The organism is Dehalococcoidales bacterium, from assembly GCA_028717385.1.
GTDB lineage: Bacteria > Chloroflexota > Dehalococcoidia > Dehalococcoidales > CSSed11-197 > CSSed11-197.
Genome location: JAQUNW010000003.1, coordinates 1 through 20,151, shown reverse-complemented (window position 1 = coordinate 20,151; position 20,151 = coordinate 1). Strand labels below are relative to the sequence as shown.

Sequence of the window (20,151 nt, the reverse complement as noted above, 5' to 3'; positions counted from 1 at the left end):
ATTATGCCAAACAATAACTATGCTGAAAATCTTTTCATCAGTTCGGGCGCCATATTAAACGGACATTTCCAGTTGACATCCGGCTTGCATTCCCCTGTATATTGGGAAAAATTCCGTATTCTGCAGTACCCTGAATACACTTCTCAACTGTGCCAGATGATTGCCACCAACTTCTCTAATGATGAGGTGGAAGTAGTAATCGGGCCGACTACCGGCGGAATTATTTTATCTTACGAAGTTGCTCGCTATCTGGGTACCCGAGGGATTTTTGCAGAAAAAATTGCCAATGGATCCCGCGCGCTTAAACGTGGGTTTGAAATCAAGCCTGGGGAAAGAGTGCTACTGGTTGATGATGTTTTTACCACCGGCAAATCTATAATGGAAGTGGTAGATGTAATCAACCGCTCACGTGGCAAGCTTGTTGGCATTGGGGTTTTGGTTGATCGCTCGGAAAAACCATTGGGTATTGACATTCCGGTGTACAGTTGTATACGATCTGAAACAATCACCTACCGATCGGATAAATGCCCCCTGTGCGAACAAGGTGTTCCGCTGGTCAAACCGGGCAGCAGCGAGGTTTAGGATTGCAGCTATTTACAGTCAAGGCTATTGGGACTGTTCACTCTCCATTTATTCATCCCAAGGGAACCCCAATCCAGCCTATCGGAGCTCAGGGAGTTAAAGGTACCGTTGAGCTTTCTCCGGAATATGTCCCAGGTCTAAAAGACCTCGATGGTTTTAGCCACATTATTCTTTTATATTATTTCCACCTGGCCGATGATGGGCCTATGATAGTAACTCCTTATATGGAAGATAAATCGAGGGGGATTTTTTCCGTCCGCATGCCAGGCCGGCCAAACCATATCGGCTTATCGGTTGTGAGGCTTCTCGGCATCAGGGACAATATTCTTGACATCGAAAATGTGGATATCCTGGATGGAACACCACTCCTAGATATCAAGCCCTATGTCACTGCTTTTGATGTTTATAAAACTGAAAAAGAAGGGTGGCTGGCACCAATATCCAATGAAGCAATAAACAAAAAGTGTGACGGCCGCTTTAGTTAGAAAGGTGGTTAAGTAATGGAACCAGCTCTAATTATTGCCATCTCTATCCTTGTTTCCATCGCGTTCCTTTTTATTATGTTTTATCTTATAAGGAGGCGCTTTGAGCGCCGTTTCCTGCTCTGGCAGCAACAGGAGAGGGAAATACTGGAGCTTGAAAAAACTTCAATTCGCAAACAAGCAATTAACCAGAGCCGGGCAGTGCTCGGAGGGCGTTTTTATGAACAAATGGCACCTTACTTGCCAGAATTCAAATACGATCCTACTGAAGCTCGCTTTATAGGCAGTCCAATAGATATGCTGGTTTTTCCTGGTTTAAGCCAGGGAGCACCATCAGAAATTGTAATCATGGAAATCAAAAATGGCCCCAGTGCACAGTTGACACCTGTTGAACGTAAAATTCAAAAACTCGTTGAAGATGGCATGGTTCGGTGGGAGCTACTGGAACGGCCTGGTAACGAACCTGCCCCGCAACTGGAAGATACCCAGCCAGACTACCCGGTGTACTAATCTGGGGAGATTTTTTCCAACCGTGCCAAGCTGAGCAGCAGCCGTTTCAACTTTACCGCTTCGTCATCAAAAGCAACTACAACTTCCTGATCAGCCCCAGACGGCTTAACCGACACTACAATTCCATCTCCAAATTGCGGATGGCGTACCCGGTTGCCTGATTTGAGGTGAGGAACATCCACCGGAGGCGCTTTTTCTGGGATTACCACTCGCCTTTCTTTTGCTGGAAGCGAAAATTCGGCTCCAGTGCTACTGTCACTTCGGTAGAATAGCGAAAAACTTTGAGAACTTCGTGGTGGTTTCGCCTCTTCTTTACGGGAAAACAATTCTCCCGGAATATCGGCAATAAATCTGGATGGCGAATTGGCCTGAGTATTACCCATCAACATGCGTCGGTAAGCACGACATAGGTAAATCCGGCTTTTTGCCCGCGTAATACCAACATAGCATAACCTCCGCTCCTCTTCCATTTGAGCAGGATCATCCATTGAACGATAATGAGGCAGGACGCCTTCCTCCATTCCCACAATGAACACCACCGGGAATTCTAACCCTTTAGCCTGGTGAAGAGTTATCAGGTTTACTGAATCAGCCACCTCCCCCAGGGAGTCAGTATCTGCTACCAGAGCAATCGATTCCAAAAGCGCTGCCAGCCCCTCTTCAGGAGCAAGTTCATTGTACTGCTGGGCTACACTTCTCAATTCAAGTACGTTCTGCCAGCGGTCTTCGCCATCTGGCTGACTCTGTAAATAGTTTTTAAACTCAATCCGGTTGACGAGCTGATCAAACATGTCCAAAGTTCTCATCTCGTTTGCCATTTTCTGTATTTCAGCAATAAACACGGCAAACGCTTGCAATATCCTGATTGACCTTGGTGAAAAATACTCCAGCAGCTCTGCTTCGCCAGTTGTCAACAGCAGCTTTAGCGCGCTTGCTTCCTGCACACCCTTGGCAACCGCAAAATGAGCAAGCTCCTCCAACGTTTGGCGGCCAATACCCCTGGCGGGCACATTAATAATTCTCATCAAGCTGACAGAGTCCGCCGGATTATATATAAGTTTCAAGTAGGCAAGCATATCCCGGATTTCGCGTCGTTCGTAGAACTTGGTGCCAACTGCCAGCCGATATGGGATACCGTAGCGTACAAATGCCTCTTCCAGCGCGCGTGATTGGGCGTTGGTGCGGAAGAGCACCGCAATATCACCTGCTTTCATTCCACCATTATCGGTGAGTTTGGATATTTCATTGATGACCAGCCGGGCTTCTTCCTGCTGGTCATAGGCTTCTATTAGAGTTAATCTGGAACCTTCTTCGTTTTCGGTCCAGAGTTTCTTCTGCTTGCGGGACTTGTTGGAGTCTATCACCGCCTGAGCCGCGCTGATTATATTGCGCGTAGAACGGTAATTCTGCTCCAGAAAGATAGTTTTTACATCTGGATAGTCTTTTTCAAAGTTTAATATATTGCGAATGTCAGCTGACCGCCAGGAATATATAGATTGATCAGGATCACCGACAACACAAATGTTGCGATGCTTGGCCGAAAGCAGTTTTACCAACTCATACTGCACCAGGTTCGTATCCTGAAATTCATCAACCAGGATATGCCTGTATTTCTCCTGATAGCGCTTTAGAATATGTTCTTTAGCTGCCAGGCCTTTTACAGTTTTCATGAGTAGATCATCAAAATCCAGGGCGTTGTTTTTAGACAAAAGCCCGCGATAATTCTCATAAACGCGCGCCACTACTTCATCAAAATGCCCACCTGCACGCTGAGAAAACTCTTCTGGGCTCAGAAGTTCGCTCTTGGCAGCGCTAATAGCAGACAATACCGCTCCGGGTGTATAGTTTTTCGGATCAAAACCAGCTTGCTGAATGGATTCTTTCACCAATTTTAATTGATCGTCTCCATCGTAAATTGTAAAGTTCGGATCAATGCCCAATTCACGCCCTTCACGTCGGAGAATCTTTACACAAATAGCGTGGAAAGTGCCCAAAGTCATATCTTTTACTGCGCTACCGGCAAGAACTTCTAACCGGGAGGACATCTCCCTGGCAGCTTTATTGGTAAAAGTCACTGCCATAATGTGATAGGGACGCACTCCAAGTACCCTTACCAGGTAGGCAATGCGGTGTGTAATGACTCTGGTTTTACCGGAGCCTGGCCCAGCAAGTATCAAAACTGGGCCTTCTACTGTTTCAACTGCTTTTTGCTGAGGGGGGTTGAGATTTGAGAGGAGGTCGGTTTTCGTCATGGCATAATTATAACATTCTACAAGCCTTCAGGTCATACAGTATAAAAATGCAATCAATTCTTCATATAACGGGAAAAAAACTTGTATCGGAGCAATAACAAGTGCTATACTTCACCGAAATAAAAAAATATTCACCTGTAATAAGGTGCCCTTTAAACCAGTCCAGTGAGGCTGGTAAGGAAGTTAAGCAGATACCTGTACATAGCGGTGTTTAACCTCTTGCCAGCCGGCGAGAGGTTTTTTTATGACAAATAAAACAGTACTGACGGCAGAAGACATCCGGCGAACCTTGGGGCGCATGGCCCATGAAATAATAGAACACAACCGGGATTTAAGTAATATTGTTATGGTTGGAATGCGCACTCGGGGCGTACCCATTGCCCATAGGCTGGCAGAAAATATAAAAAAATACGAAGGAACCACTATCCCCGTTGGAGTGCTTGACTTCAGCCTGTATCGCGATGACCTTGCCCACAGAAACCTCCAACCTGTGGTTGAGAGCACTTCGATACCGGTAAGTATTGATGAAAAAATTGTCATCCTGGTTGATGACGTGCTCTACACCGGCCGCAGCGCACGGGCAGCCATGGACGCGCTGATTGATATGGGCAGGCCAAGCTCGATAAAGCTGGCAGTTATGATAGACCGCGGGCATCGGGAGTTGCCGATACGCGCAGATTACGTAGGGAAAAACATCCCTAGCTCTCGGAATGAAGATGTCAGAGTCAAACTTTCTGAAACAGATGATACAGATGAAGTCTCTATTTTCAACCTGGGAGAAACCCAAGAGGAATAGTAATGGCAAAAGAACAAACCGAATTGCTCGAAGATGAGCCACAAAACCTTAACTGGACAAGAAAACACCTGCTCGATATAGACAGCTTTACTGTAGCCGAGTATGACCTTGTACTCAAGACCGCCAGTGCGATGAAGGAAATCCTCTCCCGGCCAATTAAAAAAGTTCCCGCACTCAGAGGAAAGACTATTGCTACGCTGTTTTACGAACCCAGTACCCGCACCAGGGGATCATTTGAATTGGCTGCCAAGAATTTGAGCGCCGATGTAATTAATCTGGCATCAGCCTCCAGCAGTATCGTCAAGGGGGAGAGCCTGATTGATACCCTTCACACACTCCAGGCAATGGGCGTCAACGGAATTGTAATACGTCATTCAATGGCAGGAGCTCCTTACCTGGCAGCAAAACATGCCCAGGCATCGATAATAAATGCTGGTGATGGCTGGCACGCTCATCCTACCCAGGCACTACTGGATATGTATACGGTATTCGAACAAAAGAAACATCTGAAAGACCTTAAGGTAGTAATACTTGGAGACAGCCGTCATAGTCGGGTAGCCAGATCCAACATCTGGGGATTCAGTGGAGTTGGAGCAAAAGTTACTCTGTGCGCCCCATTAACTCTATTACCCCCGGGGATGAATTACAGATATCACCCTTATCAGGGGGTTGAAATAGAAACCGATATTCAAAAAGCCCTGGAAGGAGCTGATGTGGTAATGGTGCTCCGGCTGCAAAAGGAAAGGCAAAATGCCGGCTTGATGCCGGATGTGCGTGAATATATACGCTATTATCAATTGAACCGGCAAAGGTTTGCGCTTGCCAAACCAGATGCAATGCTTATGCATCCTGGGCCGGTTAATGAGAATATTGAAATTGAACCAGAATTGATTCGTTGCCCTGCCTCGGTTATAGATCAGCAGGTTACCAACGGAATCGCCGTCAGAATGGCACTGCTATATCTGGTTATCGGTGGTAAAAAAGATGAAATCTAGACTGATTATCAAAGATGGTCTAATAATCGACCCGGCCAGGTCACTTGAAGTCAAAGGAGACCTTGTTGTAGAAGATGGCAAGATAATCCAGAGTGGTCCCGGCGCAGCATCATCATTTAACCAAAATGCTGAGGTTATTGAAGCCAAGGGAATGATAGTTGCCCCCGGTTTTATCGATTTTCATTGCCACTTGAGAGAACCGGGATTTGAGGATAAAGAAACCATTAAAACCGGCTCGCTGGCTGCCGCTGCCGGAGGGTTTACCACAATTTGCTGTATGCCAAATACACAACCCTCAGCAGATAGTACGTCAACATTAAGTTACATTAGAGAGACAGCAGCCAGAGATTCACGGGTGCGAGTACTACCAATAGCTTGTGTCACTGTTGACCGAGCTGGCAAAACCCTTGCTCCTATGATAGAGCTAGCCGAAGCTGGCGCAGTTGGTTTCAGCGATGACGGTTCGCCAATAGCTGACTCCTGGATAATGCTCAGGGCACTTGAATATTCAAAACCGTTAGGGCTGCCCATCATAAACCACTGCGAAGATCCGGCACTGGTAGCAAATGGGCAAATGAACGAAGGAAAAATATCCACACTCCTCGGTATCCCGAGTAGCCCGGCAATCAGCGAGGAAGTTATGATTGCCCGTGATGTAAGACTGGCTGAATATACCGGAGCGTGGGTACACATTGCACATATATCAACCGCTGGCGGGGTAGAAATAGTGAGGGAGGCAAAACGGCGCGGCGTGCGGGTCACTGCCGAAGCAACGCCTCACCACCTCAGCCTCACCGAAGAGGCAGTAATGAATTACGATACCAACGCCCGGGTGAATCCACCCCTGCGGACCCAAGAAGATATCGAAGCACTAATCGAAGGTCTCAAAGATAGCACAATCGATATCATCGCCACCGACCATGCTCCCCACACTTCAAGTGATAAAAACCAGGAATTTAGCCTGGCTCCAGCGGGGATAAGCGGATTTGAAACTGCGCTGGGAGTAGTTATGAAACTTGTCCATGACGGCAGGCTCACAATGGCAGAAGTTGTTTCTAAAATGACTATTGCTCCCGCTGCAATACTGGTAGGTGCAGGCCTGAAACTTGGCTCTCTTGATAATGGCTCGATTGCAGATATCACCATAATCGATCCTGGCCAAAGATGGGTAGTGGACTCAAATGCTTTTCTATCCAAGGGCAAGAACACTCCTTACAACAGAATGGAACTCAAAGGAAAAGTCGCCTTTACAATTGTTTCCGGGCAGATAATATTTAATGGAACTAAAAACAGTCAAACGCTATAACAACTGGGGAAATCATAATGAATAATAAAACACTGTTGGTTCTTGAAGACGGCTCATCTTACGAAGGAACCGGGTTCGGATCAACGCAAGATGCCATCGGCGAGGTTGTCTTCAGTACCAGTATGACTGGTTACCAGGAAATACTCACAGATCCATCCTATGCAGGGCAGATAGTGATTCCGACTTATCCACTTATCGGAAACTACGGAACCAACCAGGAAGATGTTGAATCTAACCGGGTTCAACTTAGTGGTCTGGTGGTACGCGAATGCTGCATTCAGCCAAGTCATTACCGCTGCACCAACACATTGGACGAATATCTTTTATCATATGATGTACCTGGGGTGTTCGGGCTCGATACCAGGGCAATCACACGCAAGTTGCGCTCAAACGGGGTAATGATGGGCATCATCACATCCAGCCTGGATGCAGATCATGCGTTTGAAAAACTTAAATCTTCTCCACGGTACGAACAGCAAGATTTTATCTCCCGAGTCAGTACCCGGCTACCCTATTCCTGGCCGGGAAATCCAGTTGACGAATCAGCACTTCGTATCCTGGTGCTGGACTGCGGTATGAAATATTCGATATTACGAATAATGTCTGGCCTGGGTACCAATGTAAGTGTGGTTCCTCCCAGCCTGAGCCCTCGCCAGATCCTGAGCTTGAAACCGGACGGTATAATTCTTTCCCCCGGGCCGGGTAACCCCGAATTGGTAGATAACATTGTAGATACCGTCAGGGAACTGGCAGATAAAATACCTATGATGGGGATTTGCCTTGGAAACCAGCTGATTGCCAGAGCCTTTGGCGCAAAAACTTACAAGATGAAATTCGGCCACCGTGGAGGAAACCAGCCGGTGTTAGAGCTCGAAAATGGCCATGTGCATATTACTGCTCAAAATCATGGCTTCGCGGTAGACCCGGACACCTTGAAAGAAGGGCTTGAGGTTAGTTTTATAAATGTAAACGATGGAACGGTGGAAGGGCTCAAGCATAAAACACTGCCCATCTTTTCCATCCAGTACCACTCTGAAGCTTCCCCCGGCCCGCTCGACAGTATGTACCTCTTTAAAAAGTTTGTAAATATGATCGGCATAAAGGGAGCGAACTAGACGTTTCGTATTAGACAAGCTCAATACAAAATGATCAACATTAATAATTATGTTATATAAATTAGCAAAGGAAACAAAACTAAATGCCTGAAAAACCAAGAAAGGTGCTGATACTTGGATCTGGCCCGATCGTCATCGGCCAGGCAGCGGAGTTTGATTACGCGGGAACGCAGGCGTGCAAAGCAATGCGCGAAGAAGGTATTACTTCGGTGCTGATTAACTCCAATCCGGCTACTATCATGACAGATGAAGATATCGCCGATATTGTCTATATAGAACCGCTGACTGTAGAAATGATTGCCAGAATAATAGAAAAGGAGCGGCCGGATGGGCTGCTCCCCACTCTTGGCGGTCAAACCGGGCTTAACCTTGCCATGGAGCTTGCCGACCAGGGCATTCTGGAAAAGTATAACGTCAAGGTGCTGGGCACTCCTATAAGTGCCATCCGCAAAGGTGAAGATCGCGAACTATTTAAAAAAATGCTGACGGAAATCGGGGAACCGGTACCGCCCTCTGCCATAGTTACCGGTATTGAACAGGTAAGGCGCACTGTAGAAGAAATCGGTTTTCCGGTAGTCATCCGCCCAGCATATACCCTTGGAGGTACCGGAGGCGGTTTTGCCCAAAACTGGGAAGAACTTGAGAAGGTTGCCATGTCAGGCCTGGCGGCTAGCCCTATTCACCAGGTGCTGGTGGAAGCTTCAGTAAAAGGCTGGAAGGAAATTGAATATGAGGTAATGCGGGACGGAGCCAACAACTGCATTGCCATTTGCAATATGGAAAACGTCGATCCTATGGGAGTGCACACCGGAGATAGCATCGTGGTGGCTCCTTCCCAGACACTTACCAACAAAGAACACCAGATGCTCCGCACCGCCAGTTTAAAAATCGTTCGCGCGCTGGGCGTTGAGGGCGGCTGTAACATTCAGATGGCACTCGACCCAAAAAGCGACCAGTATTATGTAATCGAAGTCAACCCACGCCTGAGCCGCTCATCCGCACTGGCAAGTAAAGCTACCGGTTATCCAATTGCTCGTGTTGCAGCCAAAATAGCTGTAGGAAAACGCCTGGATGAGATTTCCAACGCTGTAACCGGTAAGACCATGGCTTCTTTCGAACCGTCGCTTGACTATATAGTGGTAAAAATCCCCCGATGGCCATTTGATAAATTCGCCAGTGGCGACCGCATCATTGGCACCCAGATGAAGGCAACCGGGGAAGTGATGGCTATCGATCGAACATTTGAAGCCGCTTTTCAAAAAGCTGTGCGCTGCCTTGAATTCGGCAAGAAAACCATGTTGTGGGAAGATAGTGAATGGGATAAAGATAAAGGGATAGATGCCTACCCGTTGTATCCCAACGATCTGCGTATATGGGCTTTGATGGCTGCTATTCGCAGAAATATCAGCTTAAATAGCATTCACGCTGTTACTGGCATAGATGTTTGGTTTTTAGAAAAACTATCCAATATCATCAACATGGAAAAAAAGCTACTATCGGAGCCGCTTAAACCAGAATTATTAACCGAAGCAAAACGCATGGGCTTCAGCGATGAGCAAATCGCTACCCTTGCGGACAGGCTGCCGGAACAAGTACGCGCACTCCGTCATGAATGGAATATACGACCGGTATTTAAAATGGTAGATACCTGCGCCGGTGAATTCGATGCTTCTACCCCATACTTTTACAGTACCTACGAAATGGAAAACGAGGCTATCCCGGAAGACAGAAAAAAGGCGATTGTTATCGGCAGCGGACCTATCCGCATCGGCCAGGGAATTGAATTTGACTATTGCAGTGTACACTCAGCATGGGCTCTCCAGGCTGCTGGCTACCAGAGCATAATGGTAAACTCCAACCCGGAAACTGTTTCTACCGATTTCGATACATCCGACCGGCTTTACTTTGAAGCCCTGGATGAGGAAAGCGTAAGAGATATTATTGATAATGAAACTACAACTGCAAGCGAAGAATCTACCCCGGGTGTGATTGTACAATTCGGCGGTCAAACTGCCATCAACCTGGCAGAACCGTTAACCCGTAACGGCCTTAAACTGCTTGGATCTGATTACGAAGCCATAGATCTTGCTGAAGACCGCAAGCGCTTTGAGAGTTTTCTTTCCAACCTGGGAATACCTCAGGCGCCCGGATCGGCAATCTATACAATAGAAGAAGCCCTTAAAGTGGCGGAGCTGATCGGCTATCCGGTACTGGTACGCCCCAGCTATGTTCTTGGTGGGCGCGCTATGGAGATTGTCCATAACGCGAGCGAACTGGTACGTTATATGAAAATGGCGGTTGACCTGCAAACCGGCCATCCGGTACTGATAGATAAATACCTGCTTGGCAAAGAGGTAGAAATAGATGCAGTCTGTGATGGCGAAGATGTACTCATCCCTGGGATAATGGAACATATCGAAAGGGCTGGAGTCCACAGTGGAGATTCAATGGCAGTATACCCCAGCATCAATCTTTCCCAATCAGATATTGATTCTATAGTAGATTACTCTACAACAGTGGGCAAGGCACTTAAAATCAAAGGCCTGATGAACATTCAATTTGTTGTATGCCGTTCTAAAAGCACGGGAGAAAACGGTATCTATATCCTGGAAGTCAATCCTCGCGCCAGCCGGACCATACCGTTCATTTCCAAAGTAACCAGTATACCAATGGTCGACCTGGCTACACAGGTAATGCTGGGCAAAAGCCTTAGGCAACAGGGTTACTGTGGAGGATTGGTTCCCCCAAAGAAACTTTTCGCCATTAAAGCTCCGGTATTTTCCATGTCCAAGCTTGCCGGTGTGGATACATACCTTGGGCCGGAGATGAAAAGCACCGGAGAAGTTATGGGTATTGACCTCACTTTTGATGCAGCTCTTGCCAAAGCACTGATTGCCTCCGGCATGATGTTACCCGAGACTGGCTCAATTCTTCTCAGCATCGCCGATCGCGATAAACCAGAGGCACTGCCAATAATCCGCGATCTGGACAAGCAGGGTTATCGCTTATACGCAACAGAAGGCACTGCTGCCATGATAGAGGCAGACGGGCTTAAGGTAAAAATGATTAGCAAGAAGCTGGGTGAAGGCCACCCGAATATTATAGATATAATACGCAACGGTATCGTTGCCGGGGTTATTAACACAATCACCGGAGGAGGAACGGCACTAAGAGATGGTTTTCATATCCGCCGGGCAACTGTCGAACAGCGCCTCCCTTGCTTCACTTCGCTAGATACTGCCCGCGCTGCGGTTGAAGCTATCAAACACGGGCATCAGCTGTACAATTCACTTTCGATGCTTCAATACAGAACCATTACTGAGGAGAAATGAACAGTAAAATACAACCATTGACAGCGTCGTTACAAAGTATAGAAGAGCTCTATCAGGGAGTCTTCCTGGCATGGTTGAATTGCCCTCAAATATCCCAAACAGCCAAACCAGGCCAATTTGTTATGTTAAGTTGCGATGGCTACCCCTTGAGGCGGCCTCTTGCAGTGCATCAGGTAGATTACACCAAGGATAGTTTCGCAGTTCTTTTTGCTGTAGTCGGCAAGGGAACAGCCTGGCTCTCCAAGCAAAAACCAGGCATTGAAGTAAACGCACTCGGCCCGCTTGGTAATGGGTTCTCGTTTGCCTCTGGAGTACAGAACATTCTGCTGATTGCTGGTGGTTTAGGCATTGCGCCTTTACGCTTCGTAGCGCAGGCAGCACATGAAGCTGGTAAATCGGTGACGCTGCTCCAGGGAGCAAGCACAGCCTCTTGTGTCTATCCAGCCAATAACTTGCCAGAGCAGGTAAGGTGTTATATAGCCACTGAAGATGGTTCCTGCGGTGCCCACTGCCTGGTAACCGGAATATTACATGACTATATAGGATGGGCAGACCAGATTATGGCTTGCGGTCCAAACGCTATGTATCATCCGATTGCCGCCCATAACAAGCAGCTCTTGAGAGTCAAACCTTTTCAAGTCTCCCTAGAAGCCCGCATGGGCTGCGGCTTTGGAGCGTGCTATGGTTGTTCAATAAAAACTACGTCCGGCATGAAAAAGATCTGCCACGATGGGCCGGTGTTTGACTATAACGCTATATTATGGGATAAAAATCCCGGTATATAAGAGAGGTATCTCATGGAAAAAGTACGCCTCGGGCCAACTACCCTGGCTTACCCAATGCCAGCCTTTTTAGTTGGATCCAACGTAAATGGCAAACCCAACTTTCTCACCGCAGCGTGGGGCGGAATCGCTTGTGGGGAACCACCAATGATTTCGATTGCTATTAATCATAAGCGTTTTACCCTCAAAGGGATTAAAGAAACCGGCTCATTCTCAGTCTGCATTCCTTCAGTAGAGCAGGTAACCGAAACAGATTTCTGCGGAATAGCCAGCGGTAAGCGCTATGATAAAGTTGCCGCTTGCGGTTTTAATGTCTTTTACGGAGATTCAGGAAACGCACCTATGATTGAACAATGCCCGATCAGCCTTGAATGCCGACTTTCACAAATGCCCGATCTTGGCAGTCATGTACTGGTAATCGGAGAAATTTTAGAAACTTATATTACGGCAGATTGCCTGACCGAAGGTAAGCCGGATGTAAATAAAATACGGCCGTTTCTGTATTCATCTGGCCACAGGCAGGAATACCTCAGCTTTGGGGATTCAATTGCTCCGGCATTTAAAAAGGGCAAAGAAATAAAAATCCGTTTAACTCCCGGGAGCGTCTAACAGCGCATTACCCAGAACTTCAATAGTAAGGTCAGCTGCCACTGAGCATCCTTGCGGTAAGCCTCCCAGGGCACGCACCAGATCACCAGAAGTGAGCAAGCCCGCTTGTTCCAGCGTTTTGCCCTTTATCAATTCGGTAATCATACTGCCGCAAGCAGTCAGGGCATCATCCCCATCGGATGTAAAACTGGCCCCGGTTATCACTTCGTCTTTAACTTTTAACCAGATAGCCAAAGTTTCGCCATTTTCCCCAAACGATATACCAAAAGCATTATGCCCTGCTAACTCACCGGTATTAGCGGGGCGCGTGGCATGCAGTAGTGCTTTTTCAGAAAAACCGGCATAACGTAATTCTGCCTGAATTGCATCTCTTAACTTATCTAAAGCACCGTCGCTCATCTATATTACTCCCAGAATATATTTTAGCCTTCTACTAGATGGGCAGCGTAATCAGCTCAAGCATCTCAAGACCCTGTAACATCATGTTTACCGCAATAGCTGAAAGCAACAGCGTAAACACGCGCGATACTGCCTTGATCCCACCCGGGCCCATAAAGCGAACTATCTGATTACTAAATGAAAACACTACAAGCGTAAGCAGCAGGTTTAAGGTGAGGGATATCAGCACAATATAAAAAGGAAATTGAGATTCAAGCAGTAATAGTGTAGTGATAGTAGCCGGGCCAGCCAGAAGCGGCGTTCCTATTGGCACAACCGCTACCATTTCTTCTTTGCTTGCATCCATCATGTGCCCTTTGGTCATATAGTTAACGGACAGCACCAGCAGGATAATACCCCCGGCAATGGCAAACGCCCCTACTGAAATACCCATAGCATTCAGAATCAGCCGCCCGATGAACAAGAAAACCAAACCGACTATTGCTGCAGTTATTATTGCAACCTTCACCATCTTGCTCCGTTCCATAGCAGTAGATCCCTCGCTCATGATGATGATAAACGGCAATACACCAAAAGCATCCATCACGATAAACAATGGAACAAAGGTCAGCAATAATGATTGCATCCACTCACCCATATTGGAATCCATTATACATTAAAGGCACAAATACAGCGCAACTGGAACATCCACCTGTTTCTGTGATAAGCTTAATACCCTTTTATTTTCTGTGTGTAGACCCGTTTCTCATGCTAAACCAGTTCGTGATAGTCTATAATGTTATATTGAGGCGCTAAATGATTTCTTGCCGCAAGCAGATTTTGGGAGCAATATGCTCCCTGATTATTATGGCTTCTACCCTGGTCACTGGAGCATGTTCTGCCCCAACCCTGACGAGCTTCGATGAAACACGCATGCTGATGGGGACCTTTGTGTCTATAACCCTTTACGCTACAGACGAAGATACCGCCTCAGCGGCAATTGAAGCGGCTTTTGAGCGCATGCAGGAAATAGAACAAGCAGCTTCGATTTACAGCGAAACTGCCGAAGCCTATCGTCTTAATGAACAAGGATTCATTGATTCCCCCAGTGCGGATCTAAAGAAGCTGGTTGAACTCTCTATTGAATACGGCGAGCTCACCAACGGTTTTTTTGATATTACCGTTCAGCCAGTTCTTGAACTTTGGGAAGGCGGCCTCTGGTCAGAAACTCCCCAGGTTCAACAAGAACGGGTAAACGAGGCAATGAAGCTCGTCGGGTACAATAAAATTGTACCGGGTGCAAATTCTATTACCATGTCTGAGGGGATGGAAATAACCCTGGGAGGAATTGCCAAGGGGTTTGCTGCTGGTGAGGCTTTAAAAGTCCTGGAAAACCTGGGGATTAAACATGCCGTTGTCAACGCTGGCGGGGATAGTGCTACCCTGGGAGACAAGCCCGATGGCACCGCCTGGAAAGCAACCTTGGTAAATCCTGATAATACCAATGAATCAATTGTTTCCTTTGCTTTAGAGGGCGAGTCTATTGCCACCTCGGGTAATTACGCCAGGTATTTTGACCCTGCTAAAAAGGTTAGCCATATCCTTAATCCACGTACCGGTTATTCAGTCAGTGAGTGCATTTCGGTTACTATCATCACCCGCCAGGCAGAACTGGCAGATGCACTGGCAACTGCAGTATTTGTAATGGGGCCAGTAGAAGGAATAAGATTCGTCGACAACCTCGAAGGGGTTGAATGCATGATAATCGATAACGATCGGGAGATACATCGTTCTGATGGATTGAGTAAATACGAGGTTCAGGGTGAAAATAAATAACATCCCCTTCAACAGTATCGATTTGCCCGGTTACAAGTTCACTGCCTCGTGCCCAATTGAGACGATACCTCTTCCAGAAAAAGTAATTATCCCCCTGTTGTGTTACGGCAATGAATATGCTCCTACTGTCAACAAGGGACAGGCAATTGTTGCCGGTGAAGGGATCGGCACAAGTGATAACCCAGTTATGCCGCCAATTGTATCCACCATATCAGGAGAGGTAACCGGAATCATCAAATACGCTGATCCTTTCTATGGTTCTTTAATTTCAGCAGTGGCCATCACCTCCGATGGACAGGATAAATGGATAGAACCAGAAAAATCCCCCCGGGAAAATGCCTCCGGCCGTACTCTGCTAAAGTTAATTGAAAAAACCGGTATATATGGGTTGGGCGGCGGCGGTTTCCCGCTCTATATCAAGTTGCTCTCCGCCTTAAACGCCAAGGTAAACACTCTGGTAATCAATGGAATGGAGTGCGAACCGTATCTTACCTCCGATTACCGGTTGATGATTGAAAACGCCCATGACATTATTTCCGGCACCCGTGTTTTTCAAAAAATACTGTCTCCCCAGCAAACCATCATCGCTGTAAATGATCGTTATCCAGCCGCAATTGCCAGCCTTGAGAATGCAGCAGCAGACATGGAGATGGGGGGAAAGATACTAATCAGCCCCTTTAAATCAGTTTATCCTTCAGGCGCTGAAGAATTACTGGTAAAAACTATACTGAAACGGGAAGTACCACCCGGCAGGCTGCCACAGGATATCGGAGCCAGCATCCATAGTATTGCTACAGTCAAAAGCGTAAACGATGTAATGACGAGTGGGCTTCCTCCCGCCGACAGAACAATTACCGCAAGTGGCAACCTGGTAAAACGGGCAAATCTTAAGGTGCGGATCGGCACCCCTCTTTCGGATATTATTAATTACTGCGGAGGAATCCGAAGCAATAATAATAAGATAATTCTTGGTGGTCCAATGACAGGGCGCCTTGCTCATAACCTGGAGATACCTATCACGCCTCCTGTTTTTGCTGTATTAGCCCTCACAGAGACCGAAATGCATGAAAGTGAATGCATCCGTTGCGGTAAATGTATTGATGTCTGCCCGGTTAGTCTTTCTCCAGTTGATTTTTATTACAACGCGCGCATTAGTAAATACGAAGAATGCAGTAAATACGGAATCGATATCTGCTTTGAATGCGGCAATTGCGCATTCTCTTGCCCTTCAGGCATTCCCTTAATGCAATACATCAAGATCGCCAAGCGCGAGATTAAATTGAGAGGAAGCAATAGCTAAAGTGGCAGAACAAGTCAGCCAGAAAAGCCGGTTATCACCCGCCCCTCATATGCGAGGGATGTTTGATACCGGCAAAATGATGAAGATAACTCTGGTATCGTTGTTGATTCCAGCTGTTGGCGGAATAATGCGGTATGGGTACAACGCCTTAGGTGTTATTGCGGTTACCGTAATAACCGCAATTATCGCCGGAATGATATGCCAAAAACTGAGAGGGCAAGCTATCAAATTCGATGCCGGTACTGTAATCACCGGGCTGCTCCTGGCGCTGGTTCTTCCCCCTGCGCTGCCATTGTGGATGGCAGCTATTGGAGCCATCTTTGCTGTATGCATTGTAAAAGAAGCTTTCGGCGGTACTGGCCAAAATATATTTAACCCTGCACTAGGAGCTCAGGCCTTTCTGCTGGCAAGTTTTTCAAGCCCGATGAGCCACTGGATTGAACCTACTGGTTTCGGGGGAGATCTGATTTCCGGGATAAATCCATTGGTTGGTGAAATAGGTGCAGAAATCACCAAGGGCGAACTGTACCAGAGCTTGTTATTTGGAAATACAGCCGGCTTCATCGGCAGTGGTGCCATTTTTGTAATTGTTGGCGGCTTGCTGCTACTTTTAATCGGTACGATTGATATTAGAACTCCCCTTAGCTACCTCGGCGCTGTTGCCTTGACCAGCCTGGCTTTTGGCGCGGACCCAATCTTCCACCTACTGGCTGGCGGGGTAATGCTAACTGCCTTTTATTTTGCTTGCGACCCGGTAACAACACCACTGTACTGGAAGGGAAGGCTTATATTTGCCATCGGCGCAGGTGTTTTTACAGTACTTGTTCGCCAGCTTGGCAGCGCTGCTGATGGTTTTACCTATGCTATTTTAATCATGAACGCCGTTACTCCACTTATTGACAGGTATGTGAAACCGATACCTATGGGGATGAAAAAGGTCAAGAGGAATGCAGCTTAGCGATCTTAAAAAGTATTATGCCGTTATATTCCTTACGTTTATCGTAATGGTTTCTGTCAGCCTGCTTGGCCTCACCTATAATCTGACCGAGGAGCAGATAAAACGGCAGGAGCATGAGCAATTTCTTGCCCATCTTACTAAAATATTTCCTGATATGGATGATTTCGAATTCGAGAACGACATTTATACCCTTTATGACAATGGAGATCTGGAGGGGTATGCGTTTTTCGCCAGTACCCCGGGGTATAGCGGGGAAATAAAAATCATGGTCGGTCTGGCCAATAAAGAAACAATCAAGGGAATTGTGATAATATCCCATACCGAAACTCCGGGTATTGGTACCCGAATTACAGAACCGCCATTCATAAGCCAGTTTGAGGGAATGGCAATAGACCTGGTGAGTTCAGAAATAGATACGCTGACCGGAGCAACTATCAGCTCGAAAGCGGTTATCGAAGCCGTCAGCAAAATGGCAATGGAAAAGGTAGCACTGCTGGATTAAGATGCGGAGTATATATGGTTAGCTGGTTAAAAGAATTCGGCAAGGGGCTGGTGGTATCCAACCCAATATTCGTAATGGCTTTGGGTCTATGCCCTTCCCTGGCAGTAACCAATTCGCTTGATAATGCTATCGGGATGGGTGCAGCAGTAATTTTCGTACTACTCTGCTCAAATATACTGGTTTCGATACTGCGTACATGGGTAGCTGGCATTGTGCGTATACCAACCTTTATTGTAATTATCGCCACCTTTGTTACTATAATTAGTTTGATTTTCCAGGCTTATGTGCCTGCGCTGTATGAATCCCTCGGTATATATTTGCCCCTGATAGTAGTTAACTGCATTATCCTGGGCAGGGCAGAAGCCTTTGCCTCCAAAAACCGGTTGAGCCTGGCAGTAGCTGACGCGCTTGGAATGGGCTCAGGGTTTTTATTGGCTATATGCATTATCGCTACATTACGAGAGACCCTGGGAACCGGCAAGCTAACCATATTCGGTAATACTCTGTTTTCCCTCCCGGTTTTAAGCGAACAACCAATTTCGCTATTTCTGTTACCGGCGGGAGCATTTCTGGTGATTGGCCTGCTGTTGGCTTTGTTCAGAAGAGTGGGGTTAATAAAGAATGACTAATCCATTGACAATATTCCTCAGCATGGCACTCATCAACAACTTTGTGCTGGTAAAATTTTTAGGACTTTGCCCGTTCTTTGGAGTATCTAAAAAATTATCCAACGCATTAAGCATGGGGCTGGCAGTAACATTTGTTATGGTAGCAGCCTCGGCAGTGATTTGGCCAATATATAACTACATCTTAGTCAACCTCCACGCAGAGTATTTAAGCACGGTGGTTTACATCCTGGTTATCGCTACCCTGGTTCAGATCCTGGAGTTGGTTATCATGCGTACCAACTATGCCCTGTATAGTGCATTTGGTATATATCTGGCCCTTATTACCACCAATTGTGCTGTTCTTGGTGTAACGCTGGTAAACACCAGCGAAGGCTATAATTTCATCGAAAGCGTGCTGTCAGCGCTGGGTGGTGGTATCGGTTTTGCCCTGGTGCTGGTAATAATGTCCGGCATCCGCGAAAGGCTGGATAATGCGCGTGTCCCCAAATCTATGAAAGGGCTTCCGGTTGCTTTTATGGTGGCTGCACTTTTAGGCCTGGCATTTTCCGGTTTTGCGGGGATGGTATAGCATGCAGTTATTTCTAACTGTTGTTCTCATTGGCTTGATAGGCCTGTTGTGCGGTGCAGCAATCTACATTGTATATATCCGGGTGCCGCATAAAGTCCCCGGATTAGGAAGAATCGACGAAATCAACTCCCTCTTGCCAGGAATGAACTGCGGAGCCTGCGGTTACGCTGGCTGTTTTGCCCTTGCCAGTGAACTGGTTAACAATCCCGAAAAAGCCGGAGAAGTATCCTGCCCAATGCTCGCTGGAGATAAAGAAGCCATCAAAGCCCTGGAAACCGCACTGGGAGTTACCATAGATACTGATTCCTTAAGCAAGAAGACAATGATACACTGCGGGGGGAATTCCGAAGTTATCTTTGATTATTCTGGCACCCAAACCTGCAAGGCAGCTGCTCTTCAGGCAGGTGGATTCAAGCACTGCCCGTATGCGTGCCTTGGTCTGGGTGACTGTATGCGAGCCTGCAAGTACGATGCAATATCGATTGATAAAACCAGAGGCATAGCGGTTATTGATTATGTAAAATGCACCGGCTGCAGCCTATGCATAAAAGAATGCCCGCAGGATCTTATTAAACTAGTCCCAGGTAAAACCAAAATCGCCTTTCGCTGTAACTATAGCGAACTTAAGCAGATTGCAGGCAGGGAGCGCTGTGAGACCGGGTGCATCCACTGCCGCAAGTGTTTTAATGCTTGTAAATATGAAGCAATCACCTGGAACAAGGAAAAGGCAGAACCGGAGTTTATTGCCGATAAGTGCACATTCTGCGGAGACTGCATTGAAGTATGCCCCAATAATACCCTGGAGTTCTTCAGAGCACCAGAACCAAGTTCGTCAACCTAATAATTACCGGGGGTTAAAGCCGTCTATGAAAACGATAGATTTGAGAAGCGATACCAAGACCCTCCCTACCGATGAAATGCGCCAAGCCATGTACGAAGCCGAACTTGGGGATGACGTAGATGGAGAAGACCCTACCGTTAACCGCCTGGAAAAGCTTGGGGCAGACATGCTCGGCAAAGAAGCGGCTCTTTATACCACGAGCGGAATAATGAGCAACCTCCTTTCGGTACTCACTCATACCCAGCGCGGGGAGGAGATAATCCTCGGCAGCCAGTCCCACATCTTCTGGTATGAAGTTGGCGGGGCTTCTGCTCTGGGTGGAGTTGTGATGCGCACTGTGCCCAATACTCCTGATGGAACCATCCCCCTGGCTGAAAT

At 47.0% G+C, this 20,151-nt stretch carries 20 protein-coding genes and 1 pseudogene; 18 read left to right on the top strand and 3 right to left on the bottom strand.

Annotated elements, in window-relative coordinates:
• Positions 1-3 precede the first annotated feature (3 nt).
• From pyrE to PHX29_01375, 3 genes are read left to right on the top strand one after another with little or no spacing between them, the layout of a single operon-like run.
• Entirely contained in the window at positions 4-582 is a 579-nt protein-coding gene (pyrE, locus tag PHX29_01385) for an orotate phosphoribosyltransferase (GenBank protein ID MDD5604561.1), read from the top strand.
• Positions 583-584: 2 nt separating this feature from the next.
• Positions 585-1,067, top strand: a complete 483-nt coding sequence (gene tsaA / locus PHX29_01380; protein MDD5604560.1) for a tRNA (N6-threonylcarbamoyladenosine(37)-N6)-methyltransferase TrmO — start codon at positions 585-587, stop codon at positions 1,065-1,067.
• 15 nt (positions 1,068-1,082) lie between these two features.
• Positions 1,083-1,574, top strand: a complete 492-nt coding sequence (locus PHX29_01375; GenBank protein MDD5604559.1) for a Holliday junction resolvase-like protein — start codon at positions 1,083-1,085, stop codon at positions 1,572-1,574.
• Here the strand turns inward: PHX29_01375 and PHX29_01370 are convergent.
• Positions 1,571-3,826 carry a UvrD-helicase domain-containing protein gene (locus tag PHX29_01370; protein ID MDD5604558.1) on the bottom strand — a complete coding sequence of 752 codons (2,256 nt, stop codon included), beginning with the start codon at positions 3,824-3,826 and terminating at the stop codon, positions 1,571-1,573. The genes PHX29_01375 and PHX29_01370 overlap by 4 nt on opposite strands.
• Before the next feature lie 244 nt (positions 3,827-4,070).
• On the opposite strand from PHX29_01370, the gene pyrR reads away from it, so the two are divergent.
• The 7 genes and pseudogenes from pyrR to PHX29_01335 all read left to right on the top strand — a co-directional run bounded on the left by pyrR (position 4,071) and on the right by PHX29_01335 (position 12,761).
• On the top strand, positions 4,071-4,622 hold the full coding sequence (pyrR, locus tag PHX29_01365) for a bifunctional pyr operon transcriptional regulator/uracil phosphoribosyltransferase PyrR (protein ID MDD5604557.1): 552 nt from the start codon (positions 4,071-4,073) through the stop codon (positions 4,620-4,622).
• Positions 4,623-4,684: 62 nt separating this feature from the next.
• Positions 4,685-5,617, top strand: a pseudogene (locus tag PHX29_01360) (aspartate carbamoyltransferase catalytic subunit).
• Complete coding sequence (locus tag PHX29_01355; protein ID MDD5604556.1) at positions 5,607-6,923, top strand: dihydroorotase; 1,317 nt, start codon at positions 5,607-5,609, stop codon at positions 6,921-6,923. The pseudogene PHX29_01360 and the gene PHX29_01355 overlap by 11 nt, the downstream one beginning before the upstream one ends.
• Positions 6,924-6,940: 17 nt before the next feature.
• On the top strand, positions 6,941-8,038 hold the full coding sequence (gene carA, locus PHX29_01350; GenBank protein MDD5604555.1) for a glutamine-hydrolyzing carbamoyl-phosphate synthase small subunit: 1,098 nt from the start codon (positions 6,941-6,943) through the stop codon (positions 8,036-8,038).
• A gap of 83 nt (positions 8,039-8,121) precedes the next feature.
• Positions 8,122-11,370: a carbamoyl-phosphate synthase large subunit gene (gene carB / locus PHX29_01345; GenBank protein MDD5604554.1), complete on the top strand. Its 3,249-nt coding sequence runs from the start codon at positions 8,122-8,124 to the stop codon at positions 11,368-11,370.
• Positions 11,367-12,155, top strand: coding sequence for a dihydroorotate dehydrogenase electron transfer subunit (locus tag PHX29_01340; protein MDD5604553.1), 789 nt, complete (start codon positions 11,367-11,369; stop codon positions 12,153-12,155). Before carB ends, PHX29_01340 begins: the two co-directional genes overlap by 4 nt.
• 12 nt (positions 12,156-12,167) lie before the next feature.
• Positions 12,168-12,761: a flavin reductase family protein gene (locus PHX29_01335; protein ID MDD5604552.1), complete on the top strand. Its 594-nt coding sequence runs from the start codon at positions 12,168-12,170 to the stop codon at positions 12,759-12,761.
• On the opposite strand, the gene PHX29_01330 is transcribed toward PHX29_01335, so the two are convergent.
• Positions 12,741-13,160 (bottom strand): iron-sulfur cluster assembly scaffold protein, encoded by a 420-nt coding sequence (locus PHX29_01330; protein MDD5604551.1) that lies wholly within the window; start codon positions 13,158-13,160, stop codon positions 12,741-12,743. The genes PHX29_01335 and PHX29_01330 overlap by 21 nt on opposite strands.
• Before the next feature lie 34 nt (positions 13,161-13,194).
• Positions 13,195-13,785 carry a MarC family protein gene (locus PHX29_01325; protein ID MDD5604550.1) on the bottom strand — a complete coding sequence of 197 codons (591 nt, stop codon included), beginning with the start codon at positions 13,783-13,785 and terminating at the stop codon, positions 13,195-13,197.
• Positions 13,786-13,955: 170 nt separating this feature from the next.
• On the opposite strand from PHX29_01325, the gene PHX29_01320 reads away from it, so the two are divergent.
• From PHX29_01320 to PHX29_01285, 8 genes are all read left to right on the top strand, one after another.
• Entirely contained in the window at positions 13,956-14,975 is a 1,020-nt protein-coding gene (locus tag PHX29_01320) for an FAD:protein FMN transferase (GenBank protein MDD5604549.1), read from the top strand.
• Positions 14,962-16,275: an electron transport complex subunit RsxC gene (gene rsxC / locus PHX29_01315; GenBank protein ID MDD5604548.1), complete on the top strand. Its 1,314-nt coding sequence runs from the start codon at positions 14,962-14,964 to the stop codon at positions 16,273-16,275. The genes PHX29_01320 and rsxC overlap by 14 nt, the downstream gene beginning before the upstream one ends.
• Position 16,276: 1 nt before the next feature.
• Positions 16,277-17,233 carry an RnfABCDGE type electron transport complex subunit D gene (locus PHX29_01310; protein MDD5604547.1) on the top strand — a complete coding sequence of 319 codons (957 nt, stop codon included), beginning with the start codon at positions 16,277-16,279 and terminating at the stop codon, positions 17,231-17,233.
• Positions 17,223-17,735, top strand: a complete 513-nt coding sequence (locus PHX29_01305; protein MDD5604546.1) for an RnfABCDGE type electron transport complex subunit G — start codon at positions 17,223-17,225, stop codon at positions 17,733-17,735. The genes PHX29_01310 and PHX29_01305 overlap by 11 nt, the downstream gene beginning before the upstream one ends.
• Before the next feature lie 14 nt (positions 17,736-17,749).
• The gene (gene rsxE / locus PHX29_01300) at positions 17,750-18,364 is read left to right on the top strand and encodes an electron transport complex subunit RsxE (protein ID MDD5604545.1); all 615 of its coding nucleotides are present in this window, start codon (positions 17,750-17,752) and stop codon (positions 18,362-18,364) included.
• Positions 18,357-18,932, top strand: coding sequence for an RnfABCDGE type electron transport complex subunit A (locus tag PHX29_01295; GenBank protein MDD5604544.1), 576 nt, complete (start codon positions 18,357-18,359; stop codon positions 18,930-18,932). Before rsxE ends, PHX29_01295 begins: the two co-directional genes overlap by 8 nt.
• A gap of 1 nt (position 18,933) precedes the next feature.
• Positions 18,934-19,773 carry a 4Fe-4S binding protein gene (locus PHX29_01290; protein MDD5604543.1) on the top strand — a complete coding sequence of 280 codons (840 nt, stop codon included), beginning with the start codon at positions 18,934-18,936 and terminating at the stop codon, positions 19,771-19,773.
• 25 nt (positions 19,774-19,798) lie between these two features.
• Positions 19,799-20,151: beta-eliminating lyase-related protein (locus PHX29_01285; GenBank protein MDD5604542.1), on the top strand; the 353-nt coding region annotated here is incomplete at its 3' end.

Bases quoted from the DNA above. Each gene is read 5' to 3' on its own strand.
- PHX29_01325 (MDD5604550.1), bottom strand. From the start codon at position 13,785: ATGCAATCATTATTGCTGACCTTTGTTCCATTGTTTATCGTGATGGAT.
- PHX29_01355 (MDD5604556.1), top strand. From the start codon at position 5,607: ATGAAATCTAGACTGATTATCAAAGATGGTCTAATAATCGACCCGGCC.
- PHX29_01335 (MDD5604552.1), top strand. From the start codon at position 12,168: ATGGAAAAAGTACGCCTCGGGCCAACTACCCTGGCTTACCCAATGCCA.
- PHX29_01330 (MDD5604551.1), bottom strand. From the start codon at position 13,160: ATGAGCGACGGTGCTTTAGATAAGTTAAGAGATGCAATTCAGGCAGAA.
- pyrE (MDD5604561.1), top strand. From the start codon at position 4: ATGCCAAACAATAACTATGCTGAAAATCTTTTCATCAGTTCGGGCGCC.
- carA (MDD5604555.1), top strand. From the start codon at position 6,941: ATGAATAATAAAACACTGTTGGTTCTTGAAGACGGCTCATCTTACGAA.
- PHX29_01370 (MDD5604558.1), bottom strand. From the start codon at position 3,826: ATGACGAAAACCGACCTCCTCTCAAATCTCAACCCCCCTCAGCAAAAA.
- PHX29_01320 (MDD5604549.1), top strand. From the start codon at position 13,956: ATGATTTCTTGCCGCAAGCAGATTTTGGGAGCAATATGCTCCCTGATT.
- PHX29_01290 (MDD5604543.1), top strand. From the start codon at position 18,934: ATGCAGTTATTTCTAACTGTTGTTCTCATTGGCTTGATAGGCCTGTTG.
- pyrR (MDD5604557.1), top strand. From the start codon at position 4,071: ATGACAAATAAAACAGTACTGACGGCAGAAGACATCCGGCGAACCTTG.
- PHX29_01375 (MDD5604559.1), top strand. From the start codon at position 1,083: ATGGAACCAGCTCTAATTATTGCCATCTCTATCCTTGTTTCCATCGCG.
- PHX29_01305 (MDD5604546.1), top strand. From the start codon at position 17,223: ATGCAGCTTAGCGATCTTAAAAAGTATTATGCCGTTATATTCCTTACG.
- rsxE (MDD5604545.1), top strand. From the start codon at position 17,750: ATGGTTAGCTGGTTAAAAGAATTCGGCAAGGGGCTGGTGGTATCCAAC.
- PHX29_01340 (MDD5604553.1), top strand. From the start codon at position 11,367: ATGAACAGTAAAATACAACCATTGACAGCGTCGTTACAAAGTATAGAA.
- PHX29_01295 (MDD5604544.1), top strand. From the start codon at position 18,357: ATGACTAATCCATTGACAATATTCCTCAGCATGGCACTCATCAACAAC.
- carB (MDD5604554.1), top strand. From the start codon at position 8,122: ATGCCTGAAAAACCAAGAAAGGTGCTGATACTTGGATCTGGCCCGATC.